Source organism: Palleronia sp. THAF1 (assembly GCF_009363795.1).
Lineage (GTDB): Bacteria > Pseudomonadota > Alphaproteobacteria > Rhodobacterales > Rhodobacteraceae > Palleronia.
The window spans coordinates 130,655-154,774 of record NZ_CP045420.1 but is presented as its reverse complement, the minus strand read 5'-3'; the positions used below and the strand labels follow the sequence as shown (position 1 = coordinate 154,774).

Here is a 24,120-nt window from a genome sequence, read left to right as displayed (position 1 = left end):
CGGCGCTGACCTTTGCTTCGGACGCGTTCGCCGCCAAGGCTATCCAAAGCCATGGCGCTGTAGCGCCGCGTACCCTTCCCGTTCCCGTTGCCCCAGCTTTTGTAAGCCGATCATAAGACAGCAATGCTCCCGCCCAGCGACTAGTTTCGACTCAACCAATCCATGATCATTCTCCTGATCATTTCTGGCCTTGTCGGTAGATCATCTTGTCCTTTTCGTGCCTCATCAATGGCTTGAAGCATCTCTTCATGAACCCGCAACATGATTGGCGTGCTGTCCACCTTCGGTCTTCCACGAGATTTCATGGTATCTCCCATTGACTTTTGATACCTTGTAATCATATATTACCGCAGACGCAAGAGTTGCTGCTCCTGCGCCTGCTAACCAAAGCTGATCTAAAGGGAGATCAACGATGACTGCCTCGACCACTATCACTTCTCGCACCAAACACGGAACCACGGATTACGACTTTTACGCGGATGCAGACGCGTTCGACGCTCTGATCGACCTGCTGCACCGCGCTCTCGACGCGGAAAGTCTCATCGGGCCTAATTATTCTGATCCCGCGGTGGCCGGTCTTGTTCGAGACGCGGAAAGCGCTTGGATCCTCTGCCAGGATAGCACGGCTCGCTTCCTTTTCCGTCCTCATCTGTGCGCAGACCACATCCTCGCCGCGGAGCATCTATATGATATCCTTCAGAGTGAAAGCCTCGGTGAAATCCATGGGTTCATCATTCCCGTGACGCTGACGCGCGCCGCGTTGCGCAACGCCCGAAGGCGCGATGTCAGGTCTGTTGTTTTGGCTCGGCAGTTGAATAGCGTGAGCTGTTTGCTGCACCTCATCATCACTGAAGCCCGAGATGTGGAAGCCGACACCTGCCAGTCCGACGCCGTCGATCCCGAAGTTTCGGCCGCCTAAAACCCCCGGCGACGCGTCGTTTTGCTGTCCGGAGAACTTTTCGGACAGTTTTAACTCTATACTTTTCAAGGACTTCCTGCATTCGCTCAGAAAAACACAGACGTTTACATGGTCGATGGCGAAAAAATCTCCATCGACCTCTCCCCCCTCCCCGCTTCGCTTCGCATCAAAGCTGACCGTTCCGGTTTCGATCTGATCTTGTGGACCCAAGGCAAAAACTGGGTCGTCGTCCGGTGTCGAAGCTGCGGTACCGTTTCTCGCAAAAGACGGAGCGTGGTTCGCGACACCCGCATCGAGTGTAAGCACTGTATCCGGGCCCGCCGTCTTGCCGCAGAGCACAAGATTGGTGTGACGCTCATCGGCGCGGCCATCGACAACCATAAATACGGGCTCTTCTTGCTGCCGTGCGGTCACATCTCACGTCGACAATACGGACTCATCGAGGCTGCCGCCCAAGGCAAGCACAAGGTCGGATGCGTCGAATGCCGCGAAGAACGTTACACCTGTGAGGCAAAGAACCAGGGATGGGACCTCGTCGGCCCGCCGACCTCCGGAAAGCCAGGCTACCGCAACTACAATCACCGATGTGGCCAGCGCCAAGACGTTTCCGTCGGCAACATGTCAAACGGGGATGTCGATTGCAGCGGGTGCGGAGAAAGCTGGAGTTCCAAACCGTCCGCCATCTATTTGTTCTGGATCGGGCTGTCGAGCGGTGAGGTCATCAAGCTCGGATACAGTAACAATCCACGTCGGCGCCTGCGGCAGCAGCTCAAGATTGCCAAGGGTGTTCGGACCAAGATCCTCAGGGTCATTCCGATGCCAACGGGCCATACTGCCTGTGTCGAGGAAAAGGCCCTTCATTCTCAGATGAAGCGGACCCATGCCAAGCTGATCGTTCCGAAGCACAAGTACGGCGACGGGATCAATACAAGGACAGAGATCTATCGCGTGGAGGCGCGGGAGATCATTCTCCAGATGATGGACGCTGTAGCGGCGCGCTTTCCGGACACCGAAGATCCGGACGACGACCTGAACTGACCCCGCCCATCCCGTCTCTTTCTTTCAATCTTCAACGGCACTCCCCAATCGGCCTCTAACCGATCGGGCTGCCGGAGGCCTGAACACATGACAGAACCCATCGATCACCTCGACCTCACCACTCAAGCGATCCGCGATCTTGTGGCGCAGAGTACCGGAAACGAAACTGGAAACGGTCTCAAGCTCGACGCGTGGGCTACGGATCTCTACAGCGAGGGTCGGTTTCCTCCGGAGGTCGAACAACCAAAAACCAGAGGACTGGTTGCAGCTTTTGCCAGACCCGAACTCCGGACATCCCGCGCCGAAGACCTGACGCCGACGCAGATCGCCGAACTGATTGAAGGCGGAGACGATCCCTACGCTGACTCATCGGATGAAGCTGCCTTGCCACTCATCCCCGATCAAACCCATCGGCTTGCCGTTTTAGCGCGGGCTGCGAAATGCCTTGTGTCGCTTGACGCCCGCGTCGCACTTTCAGCACCAGTTGGAATCCTGCTCTTTGAAGAAACGGACAACACCGTCGCTGGACGGTTGAAATTAATCCTACAAACCTGCCTCCTGCCCCGCCTCATCTCCCTCAATCCAGACCTGCATTTACTTGATCCAGAAGCGGTCGCTAACATCGACCATCCGACAGCGGATGGACGGAAAAAGCCTTTGCCCGCCACCATCTTGCCTGACTTGGCGGCCGGACATTCGTGCGTCTTAATTGGGGAGGTAGGTCATCTGACAGCTGAGGCGCAAATGTTCGTGCGTGCCCGCATTTCTCTTCCACCTCTCGATGCCGATATGGTGGTCGCAATCTTTCGCGGGAGCCATTCCCGGACAAATGCCGTCGCAGAAGATGCAATCCGATCGCGCCTTCCCTCGAACCATGATCTCTCGCGTCTACCGGACCTTGCCCTGGCAGCAGCTTTTAGTGCTCCATCGACCTTGAAGTGCGCTGACCGTTTGGCCGAGCTTGCAACCCTGCTTTCTGAAACGGGTAGCACGAGAAGGGTGACCTTGGATGACCTCAAGGGCCTTCCTGCCGAGACTAGAGCTCCTATTGACGCGGTAATTTCCGACGTTCGTTCTTGGAGAGATGGCGATGTTCGGTGGTCAGATATTCCGCAAAGCTTCTTGCTGCACGGAGCACCGGGTTGCGGAAAGACTCAACTTGCACGCGGCGTGGCCGGTGAGCTCGGTGTTCCGATCGTCGAATGCTCCTATGCCGATTGGCAGTCGCAAGGTTCCGGACATTTAGGCAGCCTGCTTGCGAGCATGCGTTCAAGCTTCGATGCAGCCGAGAGGCAAGCACCGTGCATTCTCTTTGTTGACGAAATCGACAGTTTCCCCTCCCGCCGCGACGATGGTCAGCACGGCAGTTCCTACAATGCGAAATCCGTGAACGGCTTATTGGCACAGATGAACCGACTGAAAACTATGGAAGGTGTGGTGTTTATTGCGGCAACGAACTTTCCGGACAAGGTCGATCCGGCACTTCTACGCTCTGGACGGATGGACCTTAAGATCGAGATCTTACCTCCTGACCTGAACGGCCTCGCGAAAATCTTGAAGTACTATCTGGATGACACACACATTCCGGACACGGTTATCGCGTCCCTGTCGGCGCGTCTTTTGGGAAAGACAGGCGCTGATCTGGAGGCCGTTGTAAAGCGCGCCAGATCCCTCGCAAGGGCGTCAAGGGAAAAGCTGTCCGGAACCCACCTCGAAAGCGCCGTTGAAAACATTACACCAGTTGAAGACCTAAACTTCCTGGAACGTGTCTCAGTCCATGAGGTCGGTCATGCGATCGTGGGGCGTGCTGTCGGACTACCTCCACGGCGGATCTGTATCGCAATGGATGGTGGATTCACCGTGAACCGCGAACCGAACATCGTGACCGTTGAAAGTGCGCGGCGACGGCTCACAGTGTTGATGGGCGGACGTGCTGCCGAAGAGGTGATCTATGGAGAGGTCAGCAACGGGTCCGGCGGCGGCGCTCAGAGCGATCTTGCCCGCGCAACCCAGCTCGCCGCCCGCATCGTTGCTCAGTGGGGCTTCGATGGGACCTTATTCCGTGTTCCCGATGCCGCGATCGACACTGTCGACCGGCTGCATCCGCAACTTCGAGAGAAGATCGAAGGGGAACTGCAGATGGCGGGACAACGAGCGATTGAGCTCTTACGAGATAGGCGCACAGAGTTGGAAGAACTGGCCAAAGAGGTGCTCGAGAAGCGGGAGATCAACTTTTACGGTGATGCGGAAGCATGGGACCGCTCCTTTGCCCGACAGCGGACAGACAATGCGGATCCACTGAGTGAACCGAGTTTAGAGAAGCGCCGGGATACGCACTGCAGTCATTGATCCGGCAGCTTAAGCGATTGACCGGTCAGACCAGATTGGCTCAATTCAATATGATCGCACTTCTGTGTGGATGGTTGATGGGCCAGCTTGGCACTAAGGTGCTATCAAGGAAATAATAATATTATAATTTCCTTGTAAAAATGTCATAAAGTCTGGCTCCGGCCAGTCTTACCTCGCGAGCTTCAATCGGCTCGCGAAGAAGCCCATCGTCCGCCGAAGTGCGAGCTAAACAGGACCCTGATCTTCGACCCGCTTGGATCGAGGCGTCGCTGCTAAATGTCTGTACACCCTGCTTTTCTCATGGCGCCGCGCGCCTAGGCATCGCGGGATTAAGTCAGGCCGCCAGTGATTCACGCTTACACAGCGACGTTTCGTTGACGGAGAAGTTCAAGGTGCGGCTTCGGCTAGAGGCGGGCTCGGACATGCGCCAAACCATGCTGCTGAAATGCGAAGCAGATCCCAGACAGGCGTCTTGCAACGAGGCCTTACTTCGACCGGAAGCCGCAATCGAAACCAATCTTCCGAGTTGGTCATGCCCAAGCGTTGAGCAAGCGAAGTTCGGCGTCATGGCTACCTACAAACTGCCTACAATGCACCGTCGCACTGCCTACACGGGCTGGTTCTACCACCAAAGATACTATAATTATTTCGTTCGATGTCAGTGTGTTAAATGATATCCAAAACCCCAAAATGAATCCCTTCGTCTCCGCCACCGTACATTGATTTCATTGAAGAAATCGGATGCTTGTCAATTCTACCCACGACCTACCCATACATCATGTATGGCTATGAAGCTGCGTAGCTAGCGGCGATGAGCGTATCTATCTTTGAGATGTCATTCTTGTTTTTCAGCGTGATTTCTAGGTCACCAGTCCCAAAATGCCCGATCTGGCGAACATCGCGCATCATGGATGCGTCAATTGCGACTGTATCAGGATTGGACCTGTCGCGGTTTGATGCCGCTCCTTTGATAGCATTCACTGCCCTAGGGTCAGGACCCATTGATCTGCTTGAGGCTCTGCGGCCCGCGTGATTCACTGCCCCTGAACCAAAGGGGGCGTGATGAGTGATCTATACTGGCTGAGCGAGGCTCAGATGGAGCGGCTGCGGCCTTACTTTCCCAAGAGCCATGGCGTGCCCCGCGTCGATGATCGACGGGTCCTGAGCGGCATTATCTTCATCAATCGCAATGGCTTGCGATGGCGAGATGCGCCGCGTGAATATGGCCCCCACAAGACGCTCTACAACCGCTGGAAGCGGTGGAGCGATATGGGCGTGTTCGCGCGGATCATGGCTGGCTTGGCGGCGGAGGCGCCCGACAACAAGACGATCTCCATCGACGCCACGTATCTGAAAGCGCATCGCACGGCCTCGAGTCTATGGTCGAAAAAGGGGGGCGTGGACGCCTGATCGGACGCACGAAGGGCGGCATGAACACCAAGCTGCACGCCGTGACGGACGCGTGTGGGCGGCCTATCCGGTTCTTCATGACGGCGGGACAGGCCAGCGATTACACTGGAGCCAGAGCTCTATTGAGCAGTCTTCCGGACGCCGACTGGCTCTTGGGGGACCGAGGATACGACGCGGACTGGTTCCGCGAAGACCTTATCAACAAGAAGATAAAGCCCTGCATCCTTGGCCGGAAGTCACGCGACACCCCGGTCAAATACGACAAACGCCGCTACCGAAAGCGCAACCGGATTGAGATCATGTTCGGTCGCCTGAAAGACTGGAGACGCGTGGCCACGCGTTACGACAGAAGCCCCACGGTCTTCCTCTCAGCCATCGCCCTCGCCGCTGCCGTCATCTTTTGGCTATGAGTCCAGAGCCTAAGGGAGACTGACTATGGGACTGAAACGGACGGACGAATTTTGCAAGGATGCGGTGCGCATAGCGCTGACAAGCGGGTTAACGCGTAAGCAGGTGGCTGATGATCTGGGCGTCGGGATGTCGACGCTGAACAAATGGATCACAGCTCATCGAGACACGGATGTGGTGTCGAAAGAGGATTTGGGGCTGGCCCAAGAGAATGACCAGCTTCGGCGCGCGGTTCGCATCCTCAAGGAGGAGCGGGACATCCTAGAAAAAGCAACGCAGTTCTTCGCGAGCCAAAAGCCGTGAGGTTTAGGTTCGTCGAAGAACACCGGGACACATTTCCGGCAGCGATCTGATATGGTGACGGTGGCGCACATCAAAGAGCAATCCCGTCTCAGCCTGGGCAGCTATGGTCGCCCACGAATGACCGACGAGCTCAAGGGAATTGGACTGGATATAGGCCACCGCCGCGTTGGCAGATTGATGCGCCAGAACGGCACATCGGTTGTGCGCACACGCAAACACAAAGTGACCACGGACAGCGACCACAAGTTCAACATCGCGCCGAACTTGCTGGATCGAGACTTCGCTGCCAAACGCCCCAACCAGAAATGGGCTGGTGACATCAGCTATATCTGGACGCGAGAGGCCTGATTGTATTTGGCACTCGCCATTGTCCTCGGACCGATGGCGGACAAAGGCTCGTTCCTGAATCTGCATTCCCGGCGGGTCATCGGTTGGGCCCCCTCTCGGGATCATGCTGTGCATGACCCTGCCGGGCAGCGGTACAGCAATCGGATGAAGCGAGACCTGGCAATTCGGGCGCTGAACATGGCCATCGCATTCACAACACCGCCCGCGGGCTGCATCCATAACACCGATCGCGGCAGCCAATACTGTTCTCACGACTATCAGAAGATCCTGCGCCAGCATGGCTTCCAAGTCTCGATGAGCGGCACGGGTAATTGTTATGACAATGCCGCCCCCTCTCGGGATTTTGCGCAGCAAAACTCTGCCGGGCAGTAGTAAAGACGTTCTTCAAAACCATCAAAGCAGAGCTGATCTGGCGGGAGACATGGGAAACAAGGCGGCAAGCCGAAATTGCGATCTTCGAATACATCAACGGCTTCTACAATCCACGTCGCCGCCACTCAGCACTGGGCTGGAAAAGTCCCGTCGCCTTCGAACGAAAGGCGGCCTAAACGAGCACTTGGGGCGGCACAAAAGCGTGACAGGTCCAATCGCACGTGCAAAGACGCAAGGCAGGACGTGTTCGACCACATCGAGATATTCTACAACCCAAAGCGCATACACCCGCGAAACGGTATGTTGTCGCCTATCGACTTCGAGCGGCAGCAGAAACTGAGACACAAAGGCGTCTAAGAAACTCGGGGCTATTCAAGCCGACTGGGTGATCACCCACGTTCCCCATCTTCGCATCGTAGAAGAAGATTTGTGGCAGGCAGTCCGGCACCGCCAGGGTGCGATGAAGGTGAAAGACACCATTGTGCCAATCTGGGATGGTCGGCGTCCCCGAACACTGTTCTCAGGTCTGATGGAATGCGGAGGCGGCTTTTCGAAAGTTTCCCAGACCGCGTTTGGATGTTCGGCTGCACGAAATAAGGGGCCGACCGTTTGCACAAGCAGGGCGACGGTCTCACAGAATGATCTTGAACGACTGGTGCTCGACGCCCTTCAGAACGACCTTTTAGATCAAGAAGCTCTTTGCGTCTTCTGTGCTGAGTACGCCCGTGAACGGAACCGTCTCCGGACAGAAGCGGCCGACAATCGCGCGACAATGGAGAAAGAACTGGCTGCGGCGAATCGCGACCATGCGAAGCTCGTGGACGCCATTGTTGCGGGCATACCTGCGGACCAGGTCAAGGATCGTATGAACGCGTTGGACGCGAAACGGACCGAGTTAGAGACCAAGCTTGCAGGCGAACCTGTAGCTTCGCCGATCCGAATTCACCCCAAGATGGCGGAAGGATACCGAGAGAAGGTCAGGGCGTTGATCGACCAGCTTCAGAGAAAGGATGGGATGTTAGAGGCCAAGGCAGCTCTTCGCGGCTTGATCGACAGAATCGTGCTCGTCCCGGATCCCGACACTGGCGGACTTGCGATTCATCTGGAGGGTGCCCTCGCGGCGCTTCTCTCACTATCAACCGGGCAGACAACCGACCGCGAAAAGCGGAGAACTCAAGCCACTGATATCACTGAAGGATTAGTGTTGGTTGCGGGAGGGCGCATTGGCTTATGCCGAACAGGGAGGAACTGAAACTGCGAGCCCACCAGTTTCACACATATAAGCCATGACAAATCTCTGTAAGCACTTCGCTTGGCCACGGACGCGGGCGGGAATCTAAAGCTCGTCGCCTAAGATAAAAGACGGCAAGAACGACGGTATACCACCCTTCGCTAAACCTTCAGAAAGATCGACAGCTAGGGCGGAAAGCAGACATGCGGCCTTGCAGCATGGCTGACGCAGCAGATCCAAAGAGCAGTCTTTCGATTGCATTAAGAAAAGATGGCACGATGGCCGGTGAGGGCGGGTGGCAGAACACGACGATCGGCTGAACGGCCAGGACGGACTGAACGCGGGTCATCAACAAGATCGAGAGCGGATCTGCAAAATGACAGACCCAAAGTCTAAATTCTCGAATGATCCCCTCTCTTCGCAGCTGCATGCAGGGCGGTGAAGCATTCACGCTTCGATCCGAGCTGCCTTCAACTATTGTTATCCATCTCGCTGCGTCGCTGCTTGGGATCGTCAAGCGGCTGAGATCAGCATTGGTATTCTGAAGATAAAGGTGGTTATTCCGCTATCGCATTCCACATCAATTTCACCATTATGAGCGATGGCGATGGACGACGCGATGAAAAGGCCGAGCCCAAGTCCCTCTCCCAAGGCCTGATCACCACGCTCGAACGGGTGGAACAAGCCCTGTCGCAGGTTTTCGGGGATAGCCTTTCCTTGATTGCGGACACGGATTTCAAGCTCGCCCTCGCCGATCAGGCCCTCCACCTGTATGGGCGCGCCGGGTGTTCCGTGACGAACGGCATTCGACAAGAGATTCGAGATTGCCTGCGCGATGCGAGGGGCATCGCAACTGACTGGCTGGTCGAAGGATAGTTCGAGCGAAATCTCCTGCTCTGGGAATGCAGCACGAATTTCCTCAACGATTTGAGTGACAGCGCTGGCTAACGGCGCGTCCGGCGTAGCTGAGATGCGGATTCCACCTCCCAGCCGGGCCTTCGCGTGCAGCATCATATTGTCGATAAGATCATTCATGCGACGCAGTGATGATCGCATCAAGGGGAGGAGCTTGAGCGCTTTGTCGGTTAACGGCTCCTTGTCCAGATGCCGAAAGCCGGCATCGAGCGCCGCTACCGGGTTGCGGAGGTCATGGCCGAGGACAGCAACGAATTCCTCTTGGATGCGAGTCAGCTCGCGCTCTTGCTGCACCACCCGTTCCTGGGTTTCCAGCCGTTCTTCGGTTTCCAGGCTGCGGCCGATGATGTTTGCAAACATCTCCAGCATCGACACTGCGCGTGGCTGCTTCACGTCGCGCGGCTCCGTATCGATCGCGCAGAGCGTGCCGAAAAAACTTCCGTCACTGCGATGAATCGGGATCGAAGCGTAGCTCACGATGCCGAACTGGGCGGCGATGGGATGGCCGCGATAGAGCTCGTCAGTTGCCGCGTCGTTGAACAGAACCTTGTTCGATGTTTCGCGGACGGACTGACAGAAGGTCGACTCGATTTCTATCTCGTCCCCTTCGGCCAAGCCAAAATTGACCTCGTCCACTGTGCGGCACGCGACCCAGCGATCCGATGTCACGCGGGCCACGGCCGCGAAGCGCATATTCGTGGCCAGCATGACAGTTTCCAGGATGGTGCCGACAAGATCGCTGTTCGCAAGTATGCCGATGTCAGCCTGGAAGTCATGTTCTCCCCGCAAGAAGGCCGCATGATCTTGAGTGATTGCGTTGTGCATCTTCTTATCGTCCCCATTCGGCCCCGGCTGGTTCGGTCCTCTTGCAGCCTTCGTTGGGTGAGCAGCGAAGACGATTGAGGGATACATCAGATTCAGCGAAGAATGTTGGCAATGTCACCGAAGGAAGCAATGGATTTCTGGGAAGATGGCGTCGGGGGCGCCGCTTGTAGCTCATACGCACTCGGAATGCAGATGAAGTCGGGTGCCTTCTACTCGTGGCCTAACAATGTGGTCAGGGTGGCTGACGACAATGGCCGAACGGCCCATAGTCGTTCCGAAATCTTCCCGGCTATCGGTTTTGCCCAACCAGATCGGAGTTTACCGCATCTTCGAGAGTGCGTCGCAACTCGTTCGGCAACAGAGGCTTCGAAAGCATCGCCAGTGGACGGATCGCTTCCTTCTCGGCATCGGTCACCTGGTGCAAGCTTCCGCTGACGAATACCGATGGGATTTCCATCTCGCTGCGCAGCACCAAGGCCGCATCTTGCCCTTTACTTCCGTTGGCGAGTTGAAGGTCGACGATCGCAATATCCGGGCTGGACTGTCGTGACATATCAATTGCCTTGGTCGCTGTTGCGGCGATGCCGACGACCTCATGCCCCAACTCGACAAGCTGCGCCTCCAGATCCAGCGCGATAAAGATGTTGTCTTCGACGATAAGGACGCGAAGTCCGATGCCAGTATCATTCGACAAAAGAGATGCGGGTCTTCCAGCCACTTGTGTTTTCTTCCTCGATCGTCCCGCCCAATTGCGCAGCCATCCCCGCAATCAAACGCTGCCCAAGGCCAGAAGAAGGAGTGCTTTGATCAGAACGATCAGGCCCTGAACCCGTTCCATCATCTGAAACTTCAAGGATGATCGTGTTGCCGTCGTCCCGCCGCAAGCTGACGGATACAGTGCCATCGTCGTTTTGGCCGAAGGCGTGCTTGAACGAGTTGGTCACCAGTTCGTTCACGACCAGCGACAGGGTCACAGCCTTGTCCGTTGGAAGCCGGATCGGTTCGACTTCGAGGGTGATCCGCACCCCCCATCCTTCGCTTTCGAGCGAGGCGCGAAGGTGCCTCGTCAGCCTCTCCAGATATTTGTCGATCTGGACTGTTCGAACGTCGTCATCTTCGTAAAGTGAGGCATGGATTGCCGCGATGGAGTTCACCCGCGCAGTCGCTGCCCGAAGTGAGGCGCGCGCAGCGGAATCCTCGGTCGCATTCGCCTCGAGGTTCAGGATGCTGGTGACCATTTGGAGTGAGTTTTTCACCCGATGGTTCACCTCTGCGATCAGCAGGTCGCGGGCTTCGACCGCCTCGCGAAGGTTCTCTTCGCGCTCGCGCATCAATGTCACGTCGAGGACGATGCCGACGATACTGACATCCTGCGTGTCCGCATCCCGCACGGACTCGCCGCGTCCAATCACCCATCGCATGGTCCCGTCGGGCCGCAGGATGCGGTAGTCAAAACGCAGGTCGGACCCAATGATGCGGCCCCCCCGTTCGATCTCGGCAATGGTCGCCTGATGGTCGTCGGGATGTATCCGATCGAGAAACGACTGGACCGTTGTGACCGTCTCGCCTGGTTCGAAACCGAACAGCTCATCCAATTTTGGGGAGCGGGTCAGCCACCCTGAGGCCGGGTCGAGCTCGAAGTAACTTAGCTCAGCCCCGCGCATGGCAGCCCGACGCTTCGCGGCGTCCGCGCGCTCCCCCAGAACGCTACGCGTGACGTCCTCGGCTGTATGGATTATGTGAGTGACCCGGTCCGGTTCGGATGCGTCGGCGAAGACGGGAGAGTTCAGGATGCGCCAGTATCGCGTGCCGTAGCGGCCGTCGGTCTCCGAGACATCATGCTGTCGAAGCGGCATTTCCTGTGCTTCGCCAGTTGCGACCACGGCATCCGTCGATGCCTGCAACTCGGCTTCCGCATCGGCATCCGGATCGTCGGGGTTGGCTGGAAACGCCTCAAAGACCCGGATGCCGATCAGATCCTCGGGCCGGCGGCCCAGCATGTTGCAATAGCACCGGTTCGCCGCGACGATCCGTAGGTCTGGCGTGAACACCAACTGCGCATTTGGCGCGGCATCAAAGAAGATGCCCAGATCGATTTGCCTGACTTCATCCATGACAGCGCTTTCCTTGCAGCACGGCTCCACCAAAGGCACAGCCCACATATTCGAGTTCATGGCACGATGGTCGTCGAGGCCTGGCTATAAGTTGGAGGAGGATACCAACCAGACTTTCGGATGTGCAAGACGGGCCTGTCGGTTGCGCGAAAGCTGTTCAATAGTGAGTAGCTCTCGAACATAAGCCTTCGTGTCGAAGCATTTCGCATCAATGGCCGGTCTGGTGACGCTGCGCCGCGACATTGAATATTACTGCCAAGAGTGGGTTTGGGCCGAGAGCGAAGGCCGCTGGCGCAGCCCGAGCGCTTGTTCCGCTGCGCCGCCGCAAGTCCGCTTCGAGCCCTAATTTACCGCGTCGATCTTTTCCACGTTCGCAGTTGCAAAATGGGCGCGCCCGTCGCGACTGGCCCGCTGCTGCCCTTCTCCGTGACCGCTATTGCCACACGGCAGCCCTTCGAACCGGTCATTTCACTGTGCTCGCGAGATCAAGACAAGTCGGATCTCGTCCTTTGTAGTTGACTACCCCTTTCCTTGGAACACGGAAGCGTCCGCTTTCAGCAGCCTTCGAAAAGTGGTAGTTTCTCGCCCTAAAGATCGTCGAGCAATCACAGGATCACCACATGACCAGCCGCCTTGAGGGACGTCGGGTTCTCGTCACCCACGCCGACCGTTACATTGGCCCCCCGATCGTTGATCTCTTTAAGAAGGAGGGTGCCGAAATCGTCGCGGACGAAACGGACTATGCGAATGCGGACGCCGTGCGCGATGTTGTCGAACGGTCTGGACGGATCGACGTTCTCGTTGCGAACTTCGCCGGACCGCATCGTTTGATGCCGGTGACAAACATGCTGACAGACGTCACCGGGTTCCGGGACGAGGACTTCCAGAGCTACCTCGACGAGCTGGTCTGGCCACTCCTGTGGTTCGTGCGCGCCACGCTGCCGCAGATGATCGAACGTGGCGCCGGCAAAATCGTGGGCTGCACGAGTGCCACGCCGATGCGCGCGATCCCGGGGTTGAACATCTATTCTGCTGCCCGAGGCGCGCAGAACGCCTTCGTCCAGACGGTCGGTGCCGAAGTCGCGGCGAAGGGTGTGCAGTTCAACGCCCTCGGTCCGGCGCATATCGAGAACAACATGTACTACACCGACGAGATGCTTTCGAACGAGGACGTCCGCGAACAGTTCGTCTCCCAGATCCCGGCAAGCCGGCTTGGCGTGGGGGCCGATGCGGCAGCCTTGGCTTTGGCGCTGGCCACCGAGGCCAGCGACTTCCTCGCGGGGCAGGTTATCCCGATCTCAGGAGGGTGGACGACCTGAGACAATGCCCGCGGCGCAAAGCGATCCGAACTTTTTACAGCTGACGGTCCGCGCGCCCACTTGACGGCAGGCACGCGACCTGCCGATTACTTGATGCCGTGGGAGTCGCGGACGCGATAGGCAATTAATCTGCGCCCTTCGCCGGCGGCGGGAGTAATCGACTTCGCAGATCTGGAGTGTCAGCTCGGCAGCTCGGCCACACGGGGATCGTGGATCGGGCAGCCGTTGAAACGCTCGCGGAACTTCGCTGAATGATCGTAGGGCGAGTTACGCGCCCTGTTGATCGACCCCATAGGCCGATGCGCGGTGACGCCGTTCCAAGGGGCAAACCGCATCCCGTCATCGACCGCCTCGGCGCGTGTCTCGGTCCAAGCCGGTTGGGCCTCTGCCAAGACGGTTGCAACCGCGACGAAGGGGAATTCGTCTTCGTCCCAGACCACCGTCGCATCCTCTATCGGCTGGGCATCGGCGTCGCGCAGAAGCTGCACGCGTAATTCCCATTCGGCCGGACCATCGCGCATCGCCGCGTCGATTTCCTCGCGCAGCGCGTCAGGGCGGCTCGATGTGTCCACCGTTCGTCCCGTCAACGCCTTCAACCCTTCAGAGATCGGGACGAGTTGAAGCTTGGCCACATAGTCGCCGTACCGATAGGGGGTCTGGGTGTAGTACGTTTCGCCCAGGGGGTGCGTGTTCGGCGCGCCACCAAGTGTTTGCAGCGTGGGGGACGGGCCGACCATCCTGTCGAGCCCCCTAAGCGCCTTCGATGCGATCTTCTTGCCCCATTCGGCACGGTCGGTCGTTGCCGCCAGCATCTTCAGCGTCTTGCCGAACGCCTCGGCCGAGGCGGCGCTGAAGGCCGGTCCATTGATCATCACGAAATCCTGCGAAGAACTCTAGTACTTCGTGTCAAGCCGTTCGCCTTCCACATTGAGCACCTTCAGGGCCAGGCCACGCGGTACCGACACCGCATCGTCGAGCAGATCCCCGGGATTGGTCGAAACGCGCATAATGGCGTCGTGCGTTCCGGGACGTGTGAAAATTCCCTGGGCCAGTTCGGGAGGCAGATTGTCATGGATTGAAATACGTGCAGCGATCAAGCCATGGCTCTTGGCGTGGACCGACCGATAGGCGTGGCCCTCATCCTCGGCGACACGTTCGAGGATCGTATCGAAGGTTTCGTTCATCTCGCGGATCGTCGCGTCTTCATCCTTGCCGATCGTTTCGAGATCGTCGCTGTAGGGGATGGGGTCTTTCATTCGATTTCCTCCCGAAACTCTTGTTGCGACACCAAGCTTGCACGCTCCAAACATTCTGGAACCTTCGTTCCACATATCCAGAACTCGGCATTCGGAAAGAGGTTCCTGTGGTCAGACGCGATCGACAAGAGCGTCAAGCATCTCCTCGATCTCGGCCCGGTGTGTTCCGGCCGCCCTCAGAAGGGTCGCGCCGTAGGCCGCCGAGATAAGGACGCGCGCCCTCGCGGGTCGGCTTCCGCTTCCGTCATCGGAGAGTAGGTTCGTCAGGAAATGTTCGACAGCCGCGTTGTGCTCGGCCGCGATTTGGCGGATCTCAGGATCGTGACGGGCTTGCCCGCTGATGCAGTTGGCCATGAAGCAGCCGCGTTCGTCACCGACCACGGCCAAGCCAAAGATCATGTCTCGTAGTTTGATCCGTCGCTCGTCATCCCGCCGGTTGATATCCACCAAAAGCTCAATGCACCGGGCCGAATACAGGCGAAGTGCGCCGATCAGTACCCCGCGTTTCGAGCCGAACGCCGCGTAGAAGCTCGATCTGCTCAGACCCATCGCGTCAATCAAGTCACCCACCGGCGTTTCTTCGAACCCACCGTTCCAGAGGAATTCCATGGCGATCTCGAGCACCGTCTCTCGGTCGAAGCCGACCGGCCGACCGAGCGCTTGGCGCTTCTGTTGATCAGGCATGGAAAGCCCTTGTCCGGTTCGTCATCAGTTTGCCAGCTTATGCAAACACCTCAGACAGTGTCCTGACAGATTCTTCAATTGCCATGGTCAGGCTGTGATCTTCCTCTGCGTTCATCGTACCTGCAGGGCTCTGGGGCTCAATCTCCGTTCACCGCTTGAGCACCGCATGTTCGCGGTCAGAGGCTGGATTGAGCGAATGGGTGTGCGGTCTGTCGTGCGCCATTCCAGGGAGCGATCTCATCCCTGCCAAGCGTCCCGGCTGGATGCATTCCGTCTTGGCTCGAAGATCGATGCTGTTTCTCGGCGAAGTTCCTACGCCATGGCCGCCTATCGACACTGCGGATGACATACCGGTTACGAGCTCGACCAAGCGCCTAGGCGGGAAAATCAAGCGGCGCATCGATGTCGTCGGGTTCGAGCAATTCTTCAAACCGGTGGCAGTCATGCCCTCACTTCTGAACGATGTTTCCATCCTCCGGCTCGTCGGCTCGATCCTCATGGCGCGGACCGAAGACTGGACCGTCGAGCGTGGCCGCTACCTGACGCCAGAAACGCCCGCGCCAGTCTGCGTACCTCGGGACATCGATTTGCTGAATCAATGCCCCGCCTGCGGAGCTGCCATGGGTAGCCTGCCTGCAGCGCAGCGCGCCTGACCAGTTCGGCACGCTTCCGAGCGCGAAGCCCGCCATGAGCTACACCATGGAATCGGACATGATCGGTACTGCGTAATCTGAGCGGGTGCGGCGAACGGCAGCTTTGTCTAAGGTTTGTGGCTGCTGGATGCTCACCATTCAGCGGCTATAAACCTGACAAGGAGGAAAGCGCGGGCGGATTTCGGTGCTATGGGAATTGTGGCTCAGGTCTTCGTCGGTGGGCGGGCCGAGCTACGAGTTCCATTGGAGCGAGCGGAGCAGGTCCGTCGATCTTTCTGATTGGGTTTCGCGGATCGGGGTGCATTTCTGCCAGCATTGTCTCGTCGCGGGGCAGGTTCTGACGGATCGGCCACGGTAATGGGTCCGACGCCTCGGGATCGCAGCGCTGGGTGTGACGGGTGGATCATGCGGCATCCTCCCACGGCGGCGCACGGGACTGCGGGATCTGGCCGCGGATGAAGGTCTCGACGACGCGCATCGCACTGCCGCATTTGGAGCATGTCCGGCGCGGGTCTCGCGCATGGGCATCGGCGCTTCCGTCTTCGCCGGTCGTCTGATCCGGCTTTCGCTCCGTGTCTATAAGACGCCTGATCGCCTCAATCCTGCCGCGACGGACACCGTTGGCGAGGAAGCCGGTGTGACGGATTCGGTGGAAGCCGGACGGCAGGACGTGGACCAGGAACCGGCGGATGAACTCGAACGTGGGCAGGCGCATGACCTTCAGTCGTTCCCCGCGTTTGATGCGGTAGTCTTTCCACCGGAAGGTCACGGTGCCGGCATCTGCGCTGATAAGACGGTGGTTCGAGATCGCGACCCGGTGGGTGTACCGGCTGAGATAGGCCAGGACTGCCTCGGGGCCGCCGAAGGGCGGCTTGGCGTAGACGACCCAGTCGGCCTTGCGCAGCGGTGCGAGATGGGCCGCGAAGGCGCCGGTGTCGGCCAGCTCCGACAGATCGCCGAAGAACGCCAGATCGCCCGCCTCGTGCAGCCTGACCAATCCTTCGAGGAACAGGCGTCGGAACAGCCTCGACAGGACCTTCACGGGCAGGAAGAACCCCGGGCGGCAGGCGATCCACCGAGTGCCGTCCGGCGACAGACCGCCACCCGGGACGACGACGTGGACGTGCGGATGGTGGGTCATCGCCGATCCCCAGGTGTGGAGCACGCTGGTCAGGCCGATCCGGGCGCCGAGATGCTTCGGATCGGCGGCAATGGTCAAAAGCGTCTGGGACGACGCCTTGAACAGCAAACCTTAAACCACCGCTTTGTTCTGGAAGGCGATGTCAGCGACCTGGGTCGGCAGGGTGAAGACCGCATGGAAGTATTCGACCGGCAACAGGTCCTCGATACGCGCTGCCATCCACTCCCGCGATGCGGCCCCTTGGCACTTCGGGCAGTGCCGGTTGCGGCAAGAGTTGTAGGCGACGTGCTGATGGCCGCACTTGGCGCATGCCAACACGTGCCCGCCAAGTGCGGAGGTCCGGCAGTTCTCGATCGCGGACATCACCTTCAGCTGCGGCAGGTTCAGATGCCCGGCGTTCTCATGGCGATAGGCAGACCCATGGGTGCGGAAGATATCCGCGACCTCCAGTCCGGGATGCGCCACGGATGCCGCGCTTAATCTGGACCGGCCTCCCGTCGCACCAGCAGATCGAGCGGGCTGGTCACACTCTGGATCGCCTTGGTCGCTACCTTTGTATAGATCGTCGTGGTCTCCAGCTTGGCATGTCCCAGCAGAACCTGGATCACTCGGATGTCGGTCCCACCCTCGAGCAGATGGGTCGCAAAGCTGTGCCGCAACGTGTGCGGCGAGACCCTCTTCCTGATCTCGGCGAAGTCGCAGGCCGCCCCGAAGGCCCGGTTGAACTGCCGGGTCGAGATGGGATCGATCCGGTTGCGGCCGGGAAAGAGCCAACCCGCGGGTCGGGCTTCCCAGTAGTAGTCGCGCAGCAGCGTCAGCAGGCTTGGCGACAGCATCACGTGGCGGTCCTTGCGGCCCTTGCCCTGATCGACGCGGATCAGCATCCGGTCGCTGTCGATATCGGGCACGCGCAGATGGGTCACTTCGCTGGCCCGCAGCCCGCCGCCATAAGCGACGCTGAACGCGGCACGGTACTTCAGGCCGGGTCCCGGGGCGACGTCGAGGATCCGCGTGACCTCCGCGGCGCTGAGCACCACCGGAATCTTCTTCGCCAGACGCTGATACCGCATGTGGCGCTTCATCTCTTCGCGCGCGCAGGTCACCGAGAAGAAGCCCAGTACGCTCAGCCGGTTGTTGAACGTCGCCGAGCCGGTGCCGTTCTCGGACATGTCCAGCTGGAACGCCCGCAGGTCCTCAGGCGTCGCCGTGTCGGGCGAGCGGCCCAAGAACCGGGTGAAGTCGCGCATCGCCCGCAAATACATGGTCTGCGTTTTCGGCTGCAGACCCTTGATGCGCATATCTTCGAGAAACCGCCGGCGCAGAGCGGGAACGTGTTGATCGGACATGGAAGCCTCCTGTCATCGGATTGAGAAGGTCCCAATCGTCCGACAGGCATGCCCATCCACCAAATCGTACCGCCCGCATCAGCGCACGTCAGCCGCCACAGGCGCCCCTACCGCGAGAGCGGTTTCGTCCTCGTCCGCACAGCGGACCTCAGACCGTCGCCCGGGTTCGCGGCGCGGCGAACGGCTGCTCCGACGGGGTGCACTGCAGCATCCCGATCTCGGGTCGAGAATCGCAATGGACCGAGAGTAGCCGAGGTTGTTTCGATTACCCTCGGGGACCTGGCCTTGTAGTGAAGGGAGCGACGTCTGTAGCTTTTGCCGATAGAACTATCATGATGACGAATAACTCCGCCTTGACGCACTGAGTGGAAACCGATGAGAAAGCGAAAACCGAAGCACGACGTGCTCCCGGTATATCCCCCATTGCCAGTCTTCGGCTGCGACGCCGGCGAAGACCAAGACCCAAATGATTACTCAATCTGGGTTCATAGGGATGGCGTCAAATCTTTCGCCATGCGGTGGCGGCTTTCTGACTACGGAGAAGGTGGCGCCCTAGATGCGGCTCAAGTTGCTGAGATCGCTGAGCGTCACGACCTTGGACCGGAGGCGGCGAGACTGCTGTCGAGACAGATCGGCTACTGTCTCGACATAGATTCTGCGGTCAACTCCATCGAGGTCAGTCGCGCCATCGCACTTCGGCGAGCGGTCGAACGATGCGAAAAGGCACTCAAGGCTGCGAGGCGCGGAAAGATCGAAGAGGCTGTAGAGATGATCTTTGATCTCAGTGACCACTTCTCACTTGAAGACCGGCCGGCGGACGCGCTTCAGATCGCGAAAGAAATCGGCTCTGCAGCGACAGTCGAGGCCAGTGACTTCGTGGCCGCTCTCGAACGGCTGAATGACACCCCAGATGCCGCATTTGATATGTCGCCAAGGGACCGGCGCAACTTGTTCGATGGTCGACGCAGGCAAATCGTATGGGAATGCTGCTATTTGTTCTTGGATATCGGGCGAGACGTCACTTATGCGACCACGGATCGGGGCGTACCGGGAGGTCCGCTGATTGACCTCGTTCAAGATGTCACCCGGATGATCAACCTATTCGACTGTACACTCAGCGCACCGACAATTCGTAAAGATATAGAGCTGTTTATGAACCCTGACCCGACGGTCGATCATGGTGACGATCCGAGATCCAAATTCTTGGATCAATCAATATTCTAAAATCCGATTGGGTCCTGCGTCCATGGTCACCCCATGTCACGCAAAGCCGTCAGCACCCACAAACCGACATCAGATCTCGAAGAGGTCGATGCCTGCGTGCGGGTACTAGCCAGTCTTCTAGGTGAAGCTGCAGCGGCAGAGTTGCGTGGCGAGATCAACTCGCAACAGGACGCCACCGATGACGTACACAAGAAAAAATAGCTCCGCGCGACTGAAAACCGTCAAAGAAGTCGCTGCAGAGGACAACGTTTCCGAAAAAACCGTACGCCGAGCAATCGACGCCGGCTTGCTCGACGTGATCCGGGTCGGCCCCACTGGTCGGCTTCTGCGCATCCATCCGGATGCCCACGCAAACTACCGCTGGCGCCTCCATCGCCAACGTACCGCCTGACCATTATTGTCCATATTTGTCAGTCGATTATTCGGCTTTCGGGACTACCCACACACCCAAAATGCTGTCTTTTCCGAAGCCATCAACTCGGATCGCAGCAAGGAGGTCGCTGCTCGTCAGCGGAGCCGCGCAGAGCTCGAGAAGACCGAGCGCAAGCTGGAGGGGCACTACGACGCGATTGCAGATGGCTTACGCACCCCAGGTCTTTTGCAGAGGCTGAACGACACAGAGGCTAAGAAATTCGAACTGGAAACACAGCTGAGCGCGCCAGCCCCGTCACCGGTGCGACTACACCCCGGACTGCCTGAGATTTATCGAAAGAAGGTCGCAGATCTAACGGCGAGCTTGAAGGACGACACAATTCGCCCTCGCGCATTGGACGCGCTTCGCGGCCTCATCGAACGTGTTAGCGTCCACGCCAGTGGGACCTCTATTGGGCCTGTACTAGAACTAGAGGGCGCAATCACTGCGATGATAGAGCGAGCACAGCCTGGCGCGCTCTCCGAGGTAGATCATCGTTCGGTGAAGGTGGTTGCGGGAGAGCGCATTGCACTTTGGCGAAAACGACGCTGTTCGTCCCGGTGGTGCGATGAGCAGCGCGGCACGCGGAGGGGCGATCGGCGCCGCCCGGCTGCGACAGTTCTGGCGCGGAAGCATCGTCCGCCACGTCCGCTTGCTGCATAGCTTTTGCCGCCTCGCCATCACGCTCGACAGCCTTGGCGGCGCGCGCTCTTCTTCCTCCGGGGCGAGCGCGTCTTCCGCGTTCGCTTCTTCGTGCGTTCGTCGACGATCGCCGCCCATTCGCAGCCGATGGATCTCGTAACCCGCTAAGTGTGAGGGTAGAGCACCTCGAACCGCAGCATGACGGGGTAGTCCGTCTTCATGTCTGAACCGGCAATCGGTGATCTCCTGAGCGCATGAGCTCAGGATTTCGGTCGATCTATGGTATCCAGTAGCGCGTAGCGTTCTCGCACCAGTCGCTTCCTCAGCGATGCGCCACCCACCTTGACGCCGCACGATTGTTGCTTTCCAACTAACGCGAACAATTAATTGCAGGTTATAGTTCATCTTGTCGCGCGCACCTGTCCAGCTTCGAAAGCGTCTTGATGCCGCAACCTACCGCAGAGCGGCGCAAGCAAAACATGAAGACTTCATCGTATTTTTAGCCGGTCCGTTCATTGATCCAACACAACCCATTCCGGAAGACTCCTCTCCAGCGACAAAGTTGCGATATGAACTTTACTCAAGGCTTACCGATGAGGGGCATCTGGTCTCGCTTGGAGAGTATAAGGATGTAATTAATGCTTATAAGGATGAACTCGGATCGTATCACAATGCAGCAATTGCCGAAATTGGCCACGCCACGGAATCAGCTCATGCAGTAGTAATGATCGTGGATAGCCCGGGGTCATTCGCCGAGATCGGGGCTTTCTCGATGAAGGAAGAAATCTGCCGCAAGATGATCGTGATCTCGGATATTGCCCACGAAGGTAGCGATGGATATGTAAGGAATGGCCCAGTAATCTTATCGGAGTCCTTCGGGGCCGAGGTGAGGTTTGTCGACCTCTCAGCTGTCGATCTGACTGAGCATTTTATCAAACAGTTTCTTGCAAAACTATCCCAGAAGCATCGCGCCAAGTTGATCATTTGATGGAAATCACCACTCCCTTGTTTGACTATCTCACCGTCCTTGCGGTTATTCAGCCGGGCCGAATTCAAGATATCGAGCAATTCGCGCCGCAAATTCTTCCGCGAGATGACGTGGGCGAAAGCGTCGAGCACGGGATTTTTCGGCTTGCACACGATGAAGCACGTAAGTTGAATTTAGTAACCCAGGTCAAGCGAGGAACCTTCTTCCTTACTCCTGCGGGAAGGGAAGAGGTTAGGAGGGCGAGTCTCCATAAAGAGATAGACAACATGAGATTGTTCTTGATGAAGGCACAGAGGAAGCGCTATAGATGAACTGCGGGTTGGCATTTAATTCGGCTTGTTCGCTGTTTCGGCGAGCGGAACTTCAGGTTAGGGTTGTAAGGTCACGCGGATCGGGAAGAAGGCTCTGTTTGCCGGACCCCGCCGCCAAACAGAGCCTTCTTCCCGATCCGCGTGCATTAGGCAGTCATAAAGACTGGAACTGCTGAACTCATGCCAACCCGCTCCTACTATTTCCCCACAGAATTCTCTCATGTTGAGCAAATTATTCGAGCCGAGAGCACTGCGGACCGGGAAACGAGCTTCGCTGAGTTCCGCCATCTAAATATTGCTCCGATCTTTTCGGGATACGAGCTGGCAAATATTCTCGGCATTGGCCCCGGCTTGTTGATTGGCATCTTGAGAAATCCCCACCAGAACTACCGTCAGTTTCCCGTGGTGAAAAAGGGAGGCGGAACAAGGCAGGTTTCCTCACCGCGAACTTACCTAAAGGTGATTCAATGGTGGATACTTGATAATATTCTCACACACCTTGAGACGCCAGATATTGTTTTTGGCTTCAAGAGAGGCACAAGCATCAATTGGAATGCTCGGCATCATCTTGGTTCCCGACACTTTCTAAATGTCGATATCGCGTCTTTCTTCGACAGCGTCACCGAAGTTTCTGTTTATGATCTATTTTCGCGACTTGGATACGCAGATTCAGTCTCCTCCGTTCTTTGCCAGCTTTGCTGTTTGAACGGCTCGCTCCCTCAAGGGGCTCCAACAAGTCCTGCGATCGGCAACCAGATACTCAAGCCTCTGGACAATTCTCTTTGCGAACTGTCGTCGGAGCATGGAATAAAATATTCGAGGTATGCCGACGACCTTACTTTTAGCTCCCGCGACTTTATTGCACAGGACTTCCTCGATGCGGTGCGACTGCGAGTCGCCGAGATCGGATTTGAGCTGAAAGACGAAAAAACTCGTTGGAGAGGCCCTGGGGCCAGGACCGAAGTAACCGGTTTGGTAGTGACAGACTTCGTTCAGCCTCCTTTGAAATGGAGGAAGCAGTGCAGAGCAACGCTTCACCATCTTGGTAAAAAAGAGCGGCTTGAACAAAAAGATATTCGATATCTGGAAGGCATATTGGGCTACGCGAGTAGCTTCGAGGATGCTCGGCAGATGCAGGCCTTGAAGGCGACCACAGCCCGCTTACTGGAAGAACACAGATTCCCCTTCACGGAAGTTGACCGAAAGAATACTCGCTAATCAGCTGGCACCCCGGCCCTTCGCGCCTGCGTTCCAGCTGTCATTCGCCGGGGCTGACGCCCCCGGGCCCTGGCGCAGCTGACGTTAAGCTCAGGAAACGCTCCACCGCCCCGAACCCGCCAAGGGCCTTCAGTCGGACCAGAGCGCTCGTCACCCCTCTGGGCTCCCAAGGAAGGGTCATCGCCCCCCCCCCCCCCGCCGCGACGGGCTGCCTCGACCGGACAGACGGTGCAGAAGTGACGGCCTCAGCTTCGCGCGACCTGCTGGAGGAGCGGGTCGACTTTGCCAAAGCCGTTCTGGGGCAATTGCACAGATTGGATCAGCAACTGCTGCGCCGCGCGCTGCCGCATCTTGGCGCGGCTGCGCAGAATGTCGTCTATGCCTTCTCGAAGCTCTCAATGTTGAGGAGGGGGTTGGCCCGAAAGTTGCCTACTATGTCGATGCTACCATTGCCGATGTCTGCGCTGACGTCGCCGCAGAAACGATGCGTGAGAAGGTCGCCATTCCGCGAGAGCGCCTAATCGGATGTGCAGAGGTGTTGGGGACGCGCACATCGCTGAGCCCGGCTGCGACGCAACGTGAGGCCTCCTTGCCGCCGCTCGAGTCCCTCTACAGCTTAGCTAAACAGGCGACCGGCTTCGCCGAGGCGATCCGGCTAAGCACTCAGTTGCTCCGCCCGAACTGATCCCACGGC

At 58.0% G+C, this 24,120-nt stretch carries 21 protein-coding genes and 4 pseudogenes; 15 read left to right on the top strand and 10 right to left on the bottom strand.

What is annotated here, in order from left to right:
- Positions 1-140: 140 nt before the first annotated feature.
- A complete protein-coding gene (locus FIU81_RS17115; RefSeq protein ID WP_413816230.1) occupies positions 141-242 on the bottom strand; it encodes a hypothetical protein in 102 nt (33 codons plus the stop codon).
- 170 nt (positions 243-412) lie between these two features.
- Between FIU81_RS17115 and FIU81_RS00730 the strand changes: the two genes are divergently transcribed.
- The 3 genes from FIU81_RS00730 (at position 413) to FIU81_RS00720 (ending at position 4,306) form a co-directional block, all read left to right on the top strand.
- Positions 413-919, top strand: coding sequence for a hypothetical protein (locus FIU81_RS00730; RefSeq protein WP_124110920.1), 507 nt, complete (start codon positions 413-415; stop codon positions 917-919).
- Positions 920-1,027: 108 nt separating this feature from the next.
- Positions 1,028-1,957, top strand: a complete 930-nt coding sequence (locus FIU81_RS00725; RefSeq protein ID WP_124110921.1) for a GIY-YIG nuclease family protein — start codon at positions 1,028-1,030, stop codon at positions 1,955-1,957.
- An 87-nt stretch (positions 1,958-2,044) separates the two neighbouring features.
- Positions 2,045-4,306, top strand: a complete 2,262-nt coding sequence (locus FIU81_RS00720) for an AAA family ATPase (RefSeq protein ID WP_124110922.1) — start codon at positions 2,045-2,047, stop codon at positions 4,304-4,306.
- Positions 4,307-5,092: 786 nt separating this feature from the next.
- Here FIU81_RS00720 and FIU81_RS17005 read toward each other — a convergent pair.
- Entirely contained in the window at positions 5,093-5,215 is a 123-nt protein-coding gene (locus FIU81_RS17005) for a hypothetical protein (RefSeq protein ID WP_256366150.1), read from the bottom strand.
- A gap of 153 nt (positions 5,216-5,368) precedes the next feature.
- Here FIU81_RS17005 and FIU81_RS00715 point away from each other — a divergent pair.
- The 4 genes and pseudogenes from FIU81_RS00715 to FIU81_RS00705 all read left to right on the top strand — a co-directional run bounded on the left by FIU81_RS00715 (position 5,369) and on the right by FIU81_RS00705 (position 8,399).
- A protein-coding gene (locus FIU81_RS00715; protein WP_152460894.1) for an IS5 family transposase occupies positions 5,369-6,126 on the top strand; the annotation gives its coding sequence in 2 pieces (ribosomal slippage) (positions 5,369-5,693 and positions 5,693-6,126; 759 coding nt in all).
- A 25-nt stretch (positions 6,127-6,151) separates the two neighbouring features.
- Positions 6,152-7,323 (top strand): annotated as a pseudogene (locus tag FIU81_RS00710) (IS3 family transposase).
- A 25-nt stretch (positions 7,324-7,348) separates the two neighbouring features.
- A pseudogene (locus FIU81_RS16880) lies at positions 7,349-7,504 on the top strand (IS3 family transposase); the annotation flags it as partial.
- A 298-nt stretch (positions 7,505-7,802) separates the two neighbouring features.
- Positions 7,803-8,399: a hypothetical protein gene (locus FIU81_RS00705; protein ID WP_124109952.1), complete on the top strand. Its 597-nt coding sequence runs from the start codon at positions 7,803-7,805 to the stop codon at positions 8,397-8,399.
- 492 nt (positions 8,400-8,891) lie between these two features.
- Here FIU81_RS00705 and FIU81_RS00700 read toward each other — a convergent pair whose 3' ends face one another.
- The 3 genes from FIU81_RS00700 to FIU81_RS00690 form a co-directional block, all read right to left on the bottom strand.
- Complete coding sequence (locus tag FIU81_RS00700; protein WP_124109953.1) at positions 8,892-10,118, bottom strand: GAF domain-containing sensor histidine kinase; 1,227 nt, start codon at positions 10,116-10,118, stop codon at positions 8,892-8,894.
- Between the two features lie 289 nt (positions 10,119-10,407).
- Positions 10,408-10,812 (bottom strand): response regulator, encoded by a 405-nt coding sequence (locus tag FIU81_RS00695; protein WP_172971362.1) that lies wholly within the window; start codon positions 10,810-10,812, stop codon positions 10,408-10,410.
- Entirely contained in the window at positions 10,802-12,232 is a 1,431-nt protein-coding gene (locus FIU81_RS00690) for a sensor histidine kinase (RefSeq protein ID WP_172971361.1), read from the bottom strand. Before FIU81_RS00690 ends, FIU81_RS00695 begins: the two co-directional genes overlap by 11 nt.
- 620 nt (positions 12,233-12,852) lie before the next feature.
- Here FIU81_RS00690 and FIU81_RS00685 point away from each other — a divergent pair.
- A complete protein-coding gene (locus FIU81_RS00685; protein ID WP_124109956.1) occupies positions 12,853-13,551 on the top strand; it encodes an SDR family oxidoreductase in 699 nt (232 codons plus the stop codon).
- A gap of 179 nt (positions 13,552-13,730) precedes the next feature.
- Here FIU81_RS00685 and FIU81_RS16875 read toward each other — a convergent pair whose 3' ends face one another.
- From FIU81_RS16875 to FIU81_RS00675, 3 genes are all read right to left on the bottom strand, one after another.
- Complete coding sequence (locus tag FIU81_RS16875) at positions 13,731-14,423, bottom strand: hypothetical protein (RefSeq protein ID WP_254695957.1); 693 nt, start codon at positions 14,421-14,423, stop codon at positions 13,731-13,733.
- Between the two features lie 21 nt (positions 14,424-14,444).
- Complete coding sequence (locus FIU81_RS16870) at positions 14,445-14,807, bottom strand: hypothetical protein (protein WP_254695956.1); 363 nt, start codon at positions 14,805-14,807, stop codon at positions 14,445-14,447.
- A gap of 111 nt (positions 14,808-14,918) precedes the next feature.
- Complete coding sequence (locus FIU81_RS00675) at positions 14,919-15,491, bottom strand: TetR/AcrR family transcriptional regulator (protein ID WP_124109957.1); 573 nt, start codon at positions 15,489-15,491, stop codon at positions 14,919-14,921.
- A gap of 356 nt (positions 15,492-15,847) precedes the next feature.
- Here FIU81_RS00675 and FIU81_RS16865 point away from each other — a divergent pair.
- Positions 15,848-16,144, top strand: a pseudogene (locus FIU81_RS16865) (hypothetical protein); the annotation flags it as partial.
- Positions 16,145-16,547: 403 nt separating this feature from the next.
- Here FIU81_RS16865 and FIU81_RS00665 read toward each other — a convergent pair.
- Together FIU81_RS00665 and FIU81_RS00660 are read right to left on the bottom strand one after the other, a co-directional pair.
- Positions 16,548-17,750, bottom strand: a pseudogene (locus FIU81_RS00665) (IS91 family transposase).
- Positions 17,751-17,761: 11 nt separating this feature from the next.
- Complete coding sequence (locus FIU81_RS00660; RefSeq protein WP_124109949.1) at positions 17,762-18,631, bottom strand: tyrosine-type recombinase/integrase; 870 nt, start codon at positions 18,629-18,631, stop codon at positions 17,762-17,764.
- Positions 18,632-19,006: 375 nt separating this feature from the next.
- On the opposite strand from FIU81_RS00660, the gene FIU81_RS00655 reads away from it, so the two are divergent.
- The 6 genes from FIU81_RS00655 to FIU81_RS00635 all read left to right on the top strand — a co-directional run bounded on the left by FIU81_RS00655 (position 19,007) and on the right by FIU81_RS00635 (position 23,426).
- Complete coding sequence (locus FIU81_RS00655; protein ID WP_152460893.1) at positions 19,007-19,855, top strand: hypothetical protein; 849 nt, start codon at positions 19,007-19,009, stop codon at positions 19,853-19,855.
- 33 nt (positions 19,856-19,888) lie between these two features.
- Entirely contained in the window at positions 19,889-20,056 is a 168-nt protein-coding gene (locus FIU81_RS16615; protein WP_172971360.1) for a hypothetical protein, read from the top strand.
- The gene (locus tag FIU81_RS00650) at positions 20,034-20,246 is read left to right on the top strand and encodes a DNA-binding protein (protein WP_124110796.1); all 213 of its coding nucleotides are present in this window, start codon (positions 20,034-20,036) and stop codon (positions 20,244-20,246) included. Before FIU81_RS16615 ends, FIU81_RS00650 begins: the two co-directional genes overlap by 23 nt.
- Before the next feature lie 1,069 nt (positions 20,247-21,315).
- Positions 21,316-21,897: a hypothetical protein gene (locus tag FIU81_RS00645; RefSeq protein WP_124110797.1), complete on the top strand. Its 582-nt coding sequence runs from the start codon at positions 21,316-21,318 to the stop codon at positions 21,895-21,897.
- Positions 21,897-22,208, top strand: a complete 312-nt coding sequence (locus FIU81_RS00640) for a hypothetical protein (RefSeq protein WP_124110798.1) — start codon at positions 21,897-21,899, stop codon at positions 22,206-22,208. Before FIU81_RS00645 ends, FIU81_RS00640 begins: the two co-directional genes overlap by 1 nt.
- 180 nt (positions 22,209-22,388) lie before the next feature.
- The gene (locus tag FIU81_RS00635; RefSeq protein WP_124110799.1) at positions 22,389-23,426 is read left to right on the top strand and encodes a reverse transcriptase domain-containing protein; all 1,038 of its coding nucleotides are present in this window, start codon (positions 22,389-22,391) and stop codon (positions 23,424-23,426) included.
- Positions 23,427-24,120 lie beyond the last annotated feature (694 nt).

Bases quoted from the DNA above. Each gene is read 5' to 3' on its own strand.
- FIU81_RS17115 (WP_413816230.1), bottom strand. From the start codon at position 242: ATGCTTCAAGCCATTGATGAGGCACGAAAAGGACAAGATGATCTACCG.
- FIU81_RS00730 (WP_124110920.1), top strand. From the start codon at position 413: ATGACTGCCTCGACCACTATCACTTCTCGCACCAAACACGGAACCACG.
- FIU81_RS00725 (WP_124110921.1), top strand. From the start codon at position 1,028: ATGGTCGATGGCGAAAAAATCTCCATCGACCTCTCCCCCCTCCCCGCT.
- FIU81_RS00720 (WP_124110922.1), top strand. From the start codon at position 2,045: ATGACAGAACCCATCGATCACCTCGACCTCACCACTCAAGCGATCCGC.
- FIU81_RS17005 (WP_256366150.1), bottom strand. From the start codon at position 5,215: ATGATGCGCGATGTTCGCCAGATCGGGCATTTTGGGACTGGTGACCTA.
- FIU81_RS00700 (WP_124109953.1), bottom strand. From the start codon at position 10,118: ATGCACAACGCAATCACTCAAGATCATGCGGCCTTCTTGCGGGGAGAA.
- FIU81_RS00690 (WP_172971361.1), bottom strand. From the start codon at position 12,232: ATGGATGAAGTCAGGCAAATCGATCTGGGCATCTTCTTTGATGCCGCG.
- FIU81_RS00685 (WP_124109956.1), top strand. From the start codon at position 12,853: ATGACCAGCCGCCTTGAGGGACGTCGGGTTCTCGTCACCCACGCCGAC.
- FIU81_RS16875 (WP_254695957.1), bottom strand. From the start codon at position 14,423: ATGATCAATGGACCGGCCTTCAGCGCCGCCTCGGCCGAGGCGTTCGGC.
- FIU81_RS16870 (WP_254695956.1), bottom strand. From the start codon at position 14,807: ATGAAAGACCCCATCCCCTACAGCGACGATCTCGAAACGATCGGCAAG.
- FIU81_RS00675 (WP_124109957.1), bottom strand. From the start codon at position 15,491: ATGCCTGATCAACAGAAGCGCCAAGCGCTCGGTCGGCCGGTCGGCTTC.
- FIU81_RS00660 (WP_124109949.1), bottom strand. From the start codon at position 18,631: ATGTCCGATCAACACGTTCCCGCTCTGCGCCGGCGGTTTCTCGAAGAT.
- FIU81_RS00655 (WP_152460893.1), top strand. From the start codon at position 19,007: ATGAGAAAGCGAAAACCGAAGCACGACGTGCTCCCGGTATATCCCCCA.
- FIU81_RS16615 (WP_172971360.1), top strand. From the start codon at position 19,889: ATGTCACGCAAAGCCGTCAGCACCCACAAACCGACATCAGATCTCGAA.
- FIU81_RS00650 (WP_124110796.1), top strand. From the start codon at position 20,034: ATGACGTACACAAGAAAAAATAGCTCCGCGCGACTGAAAACCGTCAAA.
- FIU81_RS00640 (WP_124110798.1), top strand. From the start codon at position 21,897: ATGGAAATCACCACTCCCTTGTTTGACTATCTCACCGTCCTTGCGGTT.
- FIU81_RS00635 (WP_124110799.1), top strand. From the start codon at position 22,389: ATGCCAACCCGCTCCTACTATTTCCCCACAGAATTCTCTCATGTTGAG.